Source organism: Streptomyces bottropensis ATCC 25435 (assembly GCF_000383595.1).
Lineage (GTDB): Bacteria > Actinomycetota > Actinomycetes > Streptomycetales > Streptomycetaceae > Streptomyces > Streptomyces bottropensis.
This window is the reverse complement of record NZ_KB911581.1, coordinates 5,657,895-5,666,975: the sequence shown is the minus strand read 5'-3', so window position 1 is coordinate 5,666,975 and position 9,081 is coordinate 5,657,895. Positions and strand designations below refer to the sequence as shown.

12 protein-coding genes and 1 CRISPR repeat array (1 of these 13 cut by a window edge) are annotated in these 9,081 nt (G+C 69.1%); of the genes, 5 read left to right on the top strand and 7 right to left on the bottom strand.

Annotated features, from left to right (window positions below):
- Positions 1 to 521: direct repeats of the CRISPR family, unit length 29 nt; unit sequence CTGCTCTCCGCGCGAGCGGAGGTGAACCG; it reaches 1,276 nt to the left of the window's first position.
- A 118-nt stretch (positions 522 to 639) separates the two neighbouring features.
- The 4 genes from STRBO_RS43520 to STRBO_RS0125350 all read left to right on the top strand — a co-directional run bounded on the left by STRBO_RS43520 (position 640) and on the right by STRBO_RS0125350 (position 3,660).
- On the top strand, positions 640 to 858 hold the full coding sequence (locus STRBO_RS43520) for a hypothetical protein (protein ID WP_158690959.1): 219 nt from the start codon (positions 640 to 642) through the stop codon (positions 856 to 858).
- Positions 859 to 928: 70 nt separating this feature from the next.
- Positions 929 to 1,780: a class I SAM-dependent methyltransferase gene (locus tag STRBO_RS0125360; RefSeq protein WP_005477403.1), complete on the top strand. Its 852-nt coding sequence runs from the start codon at positions 929 to 931 to the stop codon at positions 1,778 to 1,780.
- A gap of 60 nt (positions 1,781 to 1,840) precedes the next feature.
- A complete protein-coding gene (locus tag STRBO_RS0125355) occupies positions 1,841 to 2,551 on the top strand; it encodes a ThuA domain-containing protein (protein ID WP_020115030.1) in 711 nt (236 codons plus the stop codon).
- Complete coding sequence (locus STRBO_RS0125350; protein ID WP_005477399.1) at positions 2,521 to 3,660, top strand: Gfo/Idh/MocA family protein; 1,140 nt, start codon at positions 2,521 to 2,523, stop codon at positions 3,658 to 3,660. Before STRBO_RS0125355 ends, STRBO_RS0125350 begins: the two co-directional genes overlap by 31 nt.
- A 288-nt stretch (positions 3,661 to 3,948) precedes the next feature.
- Here the strand turns inward: STRBO_RS0125350 and STRBO_RS0125345 are convergent, their stop codons facing one another.
- On the bottom strand, positions 3,949 to 4,857 hold the full coding sequence (locus tag STRBO_RS0125345; protein WP_020115029.1) for a GlxA family transcriptional regulator: 909 nt from the start codon (positions 4,855 to 4,857) through the stop codon (positions 3,949 to 3,951).
- Between the two features lie 10 nt (positions 4,858 to 4,867).
- Positions 4,868 to 5,467: an isochorismatase family protein gene (locus STRBO_RS0125340; RefSeq protein ID WP_005477397.1), complete on the bottom strand. Its 600-nt coding sequence runs from the start codon at positions 5,465 to 5,467 to the stop codon at positions 4,868 to 4,870.
- Positions 5,468 to 5,680: 213 nt separating this feature from the next.
- Here STRBO_RS0125340 and STRBO_RS0125335 point away from each other — a divergent pair, with 213 nt between their 5' ends.
- A complete protein-coding gene (locus tag STRBO_RS0125335) occupies positions 5,681 to 6,178 on the top strand; it encodes a lamin tail domain-containing protein (RefSeq protein WP_005477392.1) in 498 nt (165 codons plus the stop codon).
- 297 nt (positions 6,179 to 6,475) lie between these two features.
- Here STRBO_RS0125335 and STRBO_RS0125330 read toward each other — a convergent pair whose 3' ends face one another.
- The 5 genes from STRBO_RS0125330 to STRBO_RS0125310 form a co-directional block, all read right to left on the bottom strand.
- Positions 6,476 to 6,676, bottom strand: coding sequence for a hypothetical protein (locus STRBO_RS0125330; protein WP_005477387.1), 201 nt, complete (start codon positions 6,674 to 6,676; stop codon positions 6,476 to 6,478).
- A complete protein-coding gene (locus tag STRBO_RS0125325) occupies positions 6,673 to 7,158 on the bottom strand; it encodes a hypothetical protein (RefSeq protein ID WP_020115027.1) in 486 nt (161 codons plus the stop codon). Before STRBO_RS0125325 ends, STRBO_RS0125330 begins: the two co-directional genes overlap by 4 nt.
- Before the next feature lie 293 nt (positions 7,159 to 7,451).
- Positions 7,452 to 8,294: a helix-turn-helix domain-containing protein gene (locus STRBO_RS0125320; RefSeq protein ID WP_005477384.1), complete on the bottom strand. Its 843-nt coding sequence runs from the start codon at positions 8,292 to 8,294 to the stop codon at positions 7,452 to 7,454.
- Complete coding sequence (locus STRBO_RS0125315; protein ID WP_005477383.1) at positions 8,291 to 8,827, bottom strand: DUF6879 family protein; 537 nt, start codon at positions 8,825 to 8,827, stop codon at positions 8,291 to 8,293. The genes STRBO_RS0125320 and STRBO_RS0125315 overlap by 4 nt, the downstream gene beginning before the upstream one ends.
- A 4-nt stretch (positions 8,828 to 8,831) precedes the next feature.
- Positions 8,832 to 9,041 (bottom strand): hypothetical protein, encoded by a 210-nt coding sequence (locus tag STRBO_RS0125310; RefSeq protein ID WP_020115026.1) that lies wholly within the window; start codon positions 9,039 to 9,041, stop codon positions 8,832 to 8,834.
- Positions 9,042 to 9,081 lie beyond the last annotated feature (40 nt).

Here is a 9,081-nt window from a genome sequence, read left to right as displayed (position 1 = left end):
GCCCGCTGCTCTCCGCGCGAGCGGAGGTGAACCGTTCGTCACCGACATCGCCACCCTGGTCGGCAACTGCTCTCCGCGCGAGCGGAGGTAAACCGACGGCCGCGCTGCTGTGCCGCGCCCACCAGTGCTGCTCTCCGCGCGAGCGGAGGTGAACCGATCACGTCACCACCGTCGTTCACCGACGCCGCCTGCTCTCCGCGCGAGCGGAGGTGATCCGAACGTCCCGGATTCGGCGGCCTGCCACTGGGTGTGCTCTCCGCGCGAGCGGAGGTGATCCATCAGACTACGAAGGCCGAGGAGTTCGTGAGGCGTGCTCTCCGCGCGAGCGGAGGTGGTCCGCGGAATCGGAGCGCCGCGCCGGGGAGGAAGCCGTGCTCTCCGAGCGAGCGGAGGTGATCCGATGCTCACCGTCGCGCTGCTGGGCCCGTCGCTGTGCTCTCCGCGCGAGCGGAGGTGATCCGCTGCAGGTCGCCGAGTGCGCTCCTCGCACCCGTGCTCTTCGCGCGAGCGGAGGTGATCTGCCGGTGGGGGAGCGGACCGTCCCCATCTACCCGTGCTCTCCGCGCGAGGAGCAGATCGGAGCAGGAAGACGCCGTGGAGTCCGGCCACTAGAGCTGGGTTGATGCGGTGGATCCTGGCTTGCTCGTCCCGCTGGAGCAGTCGGCCCGCGCCGGCTGGGCCGACGTGGCGCTGCACCGCATGGAAGCGGGTTATGGTCCCGCCGATCTGTTGTTGCGGGATGGGGCTGGAGGGGTGCGTGGCGAAGTACTGCTGCACCGCGTCGTAGTGCAGGGTCGATGCCGGGATCCCGGTGGGGTGCGGCACATCGGTGATGTCGACTTCTGCCATTTTGCTTGACCTCAAGTCGGCGTGAAGTAGAACGCCTGTCATCCCGGCATGGCGAATGCAACCAGAAGGAGAGAATGCGATGGATTCTGCCCGTGGGGCCGATGACGAGCAGGCAGCCCGTTGGAATGGCCCCGTCGGTCAGGCGTGGGGCGAGCTGAAGGGAGTACTGGAGGAGATGTTCAGGCCCATCGAGGAGCTTCTCGTCGATGCCGTCGCCGCCGCGAAGGCTCGGCATGTGCTCGACGTCGGCTGCGGTACGGGCGGCCTCACGCTGGCCGTGGCGCGACGGCTGGGTCCGGGGGGTCGCTGTGTCGGCGTCGACATCTCCGAACCGATGATCAGCACGGCCCGGGAGGACGCCGAACAGGAGGACGTACCGGCATCGTTCGTCTGCGCCGACGCACAGGACCACGCCTTTGAATCCGGCGCCTTCGACGCCGTCATCTCGCGGTTCGGTGTCATGTTCTTCCTCGATCCCGTCCGGGCCTTCGCCAACCTCCGGCGCGCTGTCAGGGACGAGGGCGCGCTGCGGTGTGTCGTCTGGCGTGATCCGGCCGAGAACCCGTTCATGACGACGGCCCAGCGCGCCGCGTCACCGCTGCTCCCGGACCTGCCCGTCCGCCGGCCGGACGAGCCGGGACAGTTCGCCTTCGCGGACGCGGACAAGGTCCGGCGCCTCCTGGCGGAGAGCGGCTGGGCCGGGATCGACATCCGGCCGGTCGACGTGGTCTGTACCCTGCCCGAGCAGGAGCTGGTTCGTTACTTCACCCGGCTCGGTCCGGTGGGCATGTATCTGCCCGGGGTGGACGAGCAGACCCGCGGACGGGTCGTTCGGACGGTCCGTGCCGCCTTCGAGCCGTTCGTGCACGGCACGGAAGTCCGCTTCACCGCGGCCTGTTGGATGGTCGGCGCCCGAGCCTCGTCAGCATAATTTTCCTGAGGCCCGGCCCTCTTGCGTGAACGCGGGCGCCCGGCGCATGGTGAGATCACGATGACGCTGAAGAAGGCCCTGGTGGTTCGCGGCGGTTGGGAGGGGCACCAGCCGGTCGAGGCGACGGAACTGTTCCTGCCCTTCTTGCGGAGTAACGGATACGCCGTCCGGGTCGAGGAGTCGACCGACGTCTACGCCGACACCGTCGAGATGGCCGGCACCGACCTGATCGTGCAGTGCGTCACGATGTCGGAGATCACGGGTGAGCAGCTCGCGGGGCTGACCTCCGCGGTTGTGGCGGGCACCGGGTTCACCGGCTGGCACGGCGGCATCGCCGACTCGTTCCGCGCCTCCTGCGACTATCTCCATCTGGTGGGTGGGCAGTTCGCCACGCACCCGGGCAGGGAACCGTGCGAGCGCCGGGGCGGGCCGGAGGACAACTTCCTGCCGCATACCGTCGCCGTCACCGAAGCCGGCCGCGAGCACCCCGTCACCGCGGGCATCTCGGACTTCGAGCTGCATACCGAGCAGTACTGGGTGCTCCACGACGATCTCATCGACGTCCTGGCCACCACCACGCATCCCACCCGGCCGTGGGAGCCCTGGCACCGGCCGGTCACCTCGCCGGCGGTCTGGACCCGTCGGTGGGGGGTCGGGCGGATCGTGGTGACGACGCCGGGGCACAGCCTCGACGTGCTGGAGAACCCCAACGTCCGCACCATCATCGAGAGGGGCATGCTGTGGGCGACGCGCACCGCGTCGGCGTCGTAGGGCTCGGAGTCATCTCCCGCGCGTACCTGGACACGCTGGCCGGTCATCCCGCCGTGCGTGTGACCGCGGTCGCCGATCTTGACGCCTCCCGGTCGGCAGCGGTCGCCGCCGATCTGCCCGGCGTCCGGGCGCTGACCGTCGAGGAGTTGCTGAGCAGTCCGAACGTGGACACGGTGCTGAACCTCACCACTCCCGGGGCGCACGCCGAGATCGCCCTCGGGGCCATCGGTCGCGGCAAGAACGTCTACGGGGAGAAGCCGCTCGCCGCCACGCTCGCCGACGGCCACACCGTCATGGCGGCCGCCGCGCGGGCGGGAGTCGGAGTGGGGTGCGCGCCGGACACCGTGCTGGGCACTGGAGTGCAGACGGCGCGGGCGGCCCTGGCCGCCGGGAGCATCGGACGCCCGCTGTTCGCCTCGGCCGTGATGGTCACCCCGGGTCACGAACGCTGGCACCCGCACCCCGATTTCTACTACACCGAGGGCGGCGGGCCCCTGCTGGACATGGGGCCGTACTACCTCGCCTCCCTTGTTCATCTGCTGGGCCCGGTGCGGGCCGTGACGGGGGCGTCCAGCCGGCTGCGCGTCGAGCGGGTCATCGGTTCGGGCCCGCGTACGGGAGAGCGGATACCGGTGGAGGTGGACAGTCATGTCTCCGGTGTGCTGGAGCACGTGGCCGGAACGTTGACGACGATCACGACGAGCTTTGACGGGGTGGCTACCACGGCGTCTCCGATCGAGGTCCACGGTGAGGTGGGAACCCTCGCCGTCCCGGATCCGAACCGCTTCGACGGCGATGTACGGCTCTTCGGACTCGGCGGCACGCAGTGGCGCACGCTTCCTCCGTCTGCGGGCTACGTCGACGGCGCACGGGGAGTGGGGCTGCTCGACTTCATCGCCGCCGACGGGCAGCGGGCACCGCGCGCGAGCGGCGAACTCGCCCTGCACGTATTGGAGACGATGACCGCGCTGCTGCGTTCGTCGGCCGAGGGACGGCGCATCGAGCTGACGACGTCGGCGCAGCCGCCCGCCTCCGTACCGCTGACGGCCGCCGAGGACTGGGGTGGCAGGTCAGAGGCTGCCCGCACGGCCCGTGGTCGATGCGCATGATTTGGAAGATGCCGTTCGTGGAGGTGTCACGGTGACGTGATCCGGGATGGCTGTTACGCGCCGTGGGCACAGTCGGGGAGTGTCCTGCGCTGTAGCCAGCGTCCTCGTGTGCGAGTTGTGTGTGGGGCGGCCAACGCCGCTTTGAGGGCCTGGCGGCTGTTCAGGGTCTGGGGGTGGTCCGGGCCCAGGACGCGGATGCGGTTCGTCGAGGGTCCGCTGGTGCAGCCTGGCCGCCCGCGCACCTTCCCCCCATCCCGCCCCCCAGGGGCGGTGGGTTACCTGGCGCAGTCAGGCCGTGCGGGCGCGGAGGCGGCGCAGCATGCGTGGGTCCGTGAATCCGACTGAGCGGGCGGTGGCGTCGATTGTCGCGCCGTGGCTGATGAAGTGTTGGACGCGTTCGAGGCGGAGGGTCTGCTGGTAGCGCAGTGGGGTGAGCCCGGTGGCGCGCGTGAAGAGGCGGGTGAGGGTGCGTTCGCTCACGCCAGCGGCCGAGGCCAGGGTGGGTAGGGGGAGTGGTTGGTCGAAGCGGGCGTCGATGAGGTCCTGGGTGCGGAGCACGGTGTCGTCGAGGTGGGAGCGGTGCCGGAGCATCGCGCTGGACTGGGGTTCATGGCCGTTGCGGCGAGCGTAGACGACCATGTCCCGGGCAACCTGGGCGGCCACGGCCGGGCCGTGCCGGGTCGCGACCAGGTGTAGGGCCAGATCGATGCCGCTGGCGATGCCGGCCGAGGTGATCACCCGGTCGTCGGCGGTGAACAGTACGTCGCGGACGACCATTGCCCTGGGGTGGCGCAGGGCCAGTTCGTCCTGCACGTCGTGGTGGGTGGTGCAGTGGCGGCCGTCCAGCAGGCCGGCCTGGCCGAGCGCCTCGGCTCCGGCGCAGACACTGGCCACCGTCCCGCCCCTGGCGTGGTGGTCCCGGAGGACCTGCAGGGCGGCGGGGGCGATGGCTGGGGTGTCGGCCAGGGGGAGTGTCCGCCAGCCGGGCACCACGATGAGATCCTCGGGCCCGAGCTCGGGCCAGTGCAGTCCGGCCATCAGGGGCAGTCCCTGTGCTGTGGAGACCTGTGGCTGCTCGGCGACGTAAGAGAGCGTGTAGGGGTGCCCGAAGTCGGCGGCCGTGGAGAAGACCTGCGCGGGGCCGGCCAGGTCCAGCAAGTGGACTCCGGGCACCAGGAAGAAAGCGACGTGGCTCACGATTTGGTCATCATGCCGGAAGTCCTGCTGCGGCCTCCATCTGGTCGACCGTCGCGATGGTGGCGAAGCGTCCCGCGAGGGCGTACTCGGTGCGCCTGATGACCTCTTGGGCAGGCAGCGTGCGCGGGTCGGCCAGCAACTCGGCGACGCTCTGGTCGGCGGGAGCATCGCGGTGCGGGATGGGATTGGTCGCGGTCGCGTCAATGACAAAAGTGACCTGGTAGCCGAGGTCGCTGGCGACGCGAGTGCTGGTCTCCACGCACTGCTCGGTTCGGATACCGCAGACCGTGAGCTCACGGATACCGCGCTCGGTGAGGAGTTGCTGCAGGTTGGTGGTGGTGAAGGCGTTGTGCGAGGTCTTGTGGATCAGCGGCTCCCCATCCGCTCGCTCCAGCTCCTCCATCAGCCGAACATGGCCGAGGACCGGGTCGAAGACATCGCCGGTGCCGGGCTCGGAGTGCAATACCCACACCACCAGATCCCCGGCCTGACGGGAGAGCCGGACCAGGCGGTTGACCTGGTCGGTGATCTTCAGGTCGGAAGTGGTTTCCCAGAGCGGACGGGCGCGGAAGGACTCCTGGACATCGATGACGATCAGTGCTCGGGTCATGTCCCCAAGCCTGAGCCACGCGGGCGGAGCGGCGACAGGCCGCATCGGGTCTGGCAGCGGACCGATCCGGTCATCAGGAGTCAGACAGTCGAGCACCCATGCATCGCGGCAGCTGCCACTCGAATGGGTGACAGTTCCTCTGACGTGCAACTGTCGAAGGCTCCCTTCAGTCCTCCACATGCAGCACCGTTCGTTCCACCGTGGAGGACCATCTTGCGTAAGCGTTCCATCCTGGCCGTAGCCGTCACCGCGGGCACTGTTGCCGCGCTGGTCCCCGCCGTGTCGGCTCAGGCCGCCGAGTACAGCTCGGCGCTCAAGGTCCGCGGGGTGCAGTACGACGCACCCGGCCGGGACTCTAACAGCTGCTCCACCGGCAACACGGCCGCCGAGTACCTGACGGTCAAGAACTACTCGTCCACGGCGACCGTCAACCTCAAGGGCTACGTCGTCAAGGACGCCACCGGCAACCGCTTCACGTTCACGGCCAATCACTACCTGGAGCCCGGCGACTACGTGAAGCTGCGTGGTGGCCACGGCAGCGCCTCCGACAAGTACAACGTGGTCTACCGCGACAACTGCAACTTCCTGTGGAACAACGACCGCGACACCATCTACCTGTACAAGCCCTCCGGCAGCCGCGCCGACGTCCACTCCTACACCAAGAGCGGATCCGACCCCGACGGCGACGGCTACATCCGCTACCACAACTAGGCCTATCCGCAGGCGGACTGGGTCTCGTCCCAGGCGGGCCGTTCCCGGCCACCGCGCAGGCCACCGTGCTGGTTGCATCCACCTCAGGATGTCGAGTGACACCCGTTCCGTAGACCGTCGGTTCGGATCGATGGGTTCGCGTGTGCAAGCAAACCAACCGACATCGAGCGGCTCCCGCCGTGACAAGGGGCCCGCTCTCCGCTGATCACGGGGAGGAAGATCGGCTCCCGCCCAGCGGGATGTCCGTCGGCGGGAACGATGGATCGCACTGGGCCAGCTCGCCGGGCTGATAGGCACTCACTCTTCGCTCCGGCCGGGATGGGGGTGGCGGCGGATTTCGACCTCGCAGGTCGTGGCGCCCTTGATGTCGCCCCTGCCCTCGGCGGCGGCCCGCTGCCGGTCCAGCGCCGTGCACACATCGCATTCAGGGACAGGCTGCGGCGGGCGCGTCGGATCCGTCAGCACGACGGGCGGTTCGTCAGTCGTCTGCTGCCTCATCGGGGTTCCTCCGAGGGAAGTCGGTGTCCGCCTCCGGGGCCGAGCGCGGCGGCGATCAGCGTGGGGTCGTTCAGCTGGCCGCTGCCGTCCGGGCGGTGGATCCACAGACGGCCGCACTGGTACCAGCCGGTCGGCGGGCAGTGCAGCGGCCAGCCTTCCGGCCGCACGCGTACCTGTCGTATGTCGGCGAGGTCTTCGGCCGCGTCCGGCGCGATCAGCCACCAGGCCCGCTCGACGCCGGGGTCGGCGAGGACCGGGCCGAGCCGTTCGGTTCCGATCCGGTTGACCGCGTACATTGTGTCGAGGAGACGGGCCTCGACGGCGAGCCAGTTCCTACCGCTGGCGATCGGTGCGAGCGCCTCCATATCCCAGGCCTGGCGTACAAGGAGCGGGTGTGCGGAGCAGGCTGCGAGCCAGGAATCGCCGACCTCGTACAGCTTGGCGATCGTCTCCGAAGGCGATGCGGCCCACTGTGTGCTCATGCCGCAGGGGCCTGTCCCCGAAGTGTCCGTGCCAGTCGCATGGTCACGTCCGCGCGGACCCGCCCGAGGTTGACGAGCCGGAGATCGGGTGCTGTGTGTTTCACGGCGAGGGAGGGCAAAATGATTCGGGCCTGGTCGGGAGCCGCCCTCAGGGACTCCACGGCGGTGACCGGATCGACGTCAGGCGTCGCAGGTGTTGGGGTCATGAGCAGGACCGTAGGGGCGGCGATTGCGGGTGCGCGCGCCGATTGCTCGGGATTGCGCCCGCAGTCAGAGCGATTGCTGCCGATTGCTCACGAGAGGGTGAGACCGGCTCGAGCCCGTGCGATCAGCCTGTGTGCCTGGTGGTCAAAGACCGCGGTCTCGCGCATCAGGTCCCACACTCTGCGGTAGAACGCCACGTCGTCCGCGGAGTCCAGCCACAGCTCCGCGTTCCAGGTATCGGCGACGACGAGCCGCTGGTCGATGATCCAGAACCCGTGCTTCGGGGAGAACGGCGTTCGCGCACCGAGCGGGATCACGCCGAGCGTCACGGTGTCGAGGCCGATGAACCCGCTGAGACGGTTGAGCTGCGCGGCCATGGCCTCCGGCGCGCACCGTACGACGTGCAGGGCGCCCTCCCACATCAGGACGTGGAAGCGGCGGCCCGGCTCGTACACGGCTTCCTGGCGCTTCATCCGTGCCCGCACTCCCTCCTCGACGTCGCGGGGCGTACCGAGCCGGTCGGACACGTCGGTCAGGACGCCGCGCGCGTAGTCGGCGGTCTGGAAGATGCCCGGGATGATGCTGGACTCGAATAAGTGGATCGTCTCGGCCTGCGCCTCCTGGAGGACGTGGCTCTCCTGCACGGCGCGGTGGCCGGCCGACAGTTGCCGCTTCCAACTCCGGTACGCCGTCTCCAGGCTGCGCAGTCGGCGCTTCAACTCGTCGACGGCGTCCGGGCGCTCGGCGGCGCGGGCCCACGCCTCGACGTCCGTCTCGGTCGCGGTCTGCTTGCCGTTTTCCAGCCTGCTGACTTTGGAGCGCTGCCAGCCGAGGCGCTCGGCGAAGTCCTTGCCGTTCAGGCCGGTCTCGGTGCGCAGCTCACGCAGCCACGCACCGAGCCCCTCGCGGGCCTGCTGGTAGTCGGTGCTCACACGGTCGAAGCTACCTGCGCCACGAACTCCTCGCGCCGGATGGCGTGATGCCAGGCGGCATCCCGGATCTGGCAGAACCGGACGACGCGTTCCGGGTCTTCGATGAGTTCGGCGCCGAGGTAGCCGTCCGTTTCATCGAAGTGCAGGAGCAGGGCGCGGCGGGAGTCGAACAGCCAGAAGTCCTCGGTGGGCAGGTCGGCCTTGTTCGCGTCCGTACGCCACAGGTTGCGGATGTCCTCGCCCGCGGCGTTGTTGATCGCGGAGGCGGCGAGCAGGAACAGTTGCTCCTGCGTGGGTGGCGAGTCGACGATCCGTACGCGCTCGATGCGCTTGCCCTGTTCGGTCTGCGCCCGGACGTTGACGCACCAGGGCCGGTGCGAGTCGTCGGGCACCTTACCGGTGTCGAGGTAGCGGCGGTACTTCTCCCCGGCACGGTCGGAGGCGTAGCCGCGGCGGGACTCCAGCCTCCAGGCCGTGTGCTGGAACTCCTCGAAGTAGGCCCCGAACGTGGTGTCGTCGATGAACTGCGGCACGCCTCTACTCCTTGGGGGCGAAGCGGGTGAGCAGCTCGCGCGGGACACGTACGAACGATTCGCCGGTGAGGATGTTCTGAAGCTGGGCGACGTCCTCGGGATCGGTGACGGTGTAGCCCTGCACGACGATGTCGCCGGTATCGACGTCCTCGTACAAGGTGGGGCACTTGCCGTCGTCGCTCGTGGTGCCGAGCATGCGGAGCTGTAGGGCCATGGCCGGTCTCCCTCTCGTGCCGGTGGGTGAGTCTTCAGAA

Bases quoted from the DNA above. Each gene is read 5' to 3' on its own strand.
- STRBO_RS0125330 (WP_005477387.1), bottom strand. From the start codon at position 6,676: ATGAGGCAGCAGACGACTGACGAACCGCCCGTCGTGCTGACGGATCCG.
- STRBO_RS0125355 (WP_020115030.1), top strand. From the start codon at position 1,841: ATGACGCTGAAGAAGGCCCTGGTGGTTCGCGGCGGTTGGGAGGGGCAC.
- STRBO_RS0125340 (WP_005477397.1), bottom strand. From the start codon at position 5,467: ATGACCCGAGCACTGATCGTCATCGATGTCCAGGAGTCCTTCCGCGCC.
- STRBO_RS0125310 (WP_020115026.1), bottom strand. From the start codon at position 9,041: ATGGCCCTACAGCTCCGCATGCTCGGCACCACGAGCGACGACGGCAAG.
- STRBO_RS0125360 (WP_005477403.1), top strand. From the start codon at position 929: ATGGATTCTGCCCGTGGGGCCGATGACGAGCAGGCAGCCCGTTGGAAT.
- STRBO_RS0125325 (WP_020115027.1), bottom strand. From the start codon at position 7,158: ATGAGCACACAGTGGGCCGCATCGCCTTCGGAGACGATCGCCAAGCTG.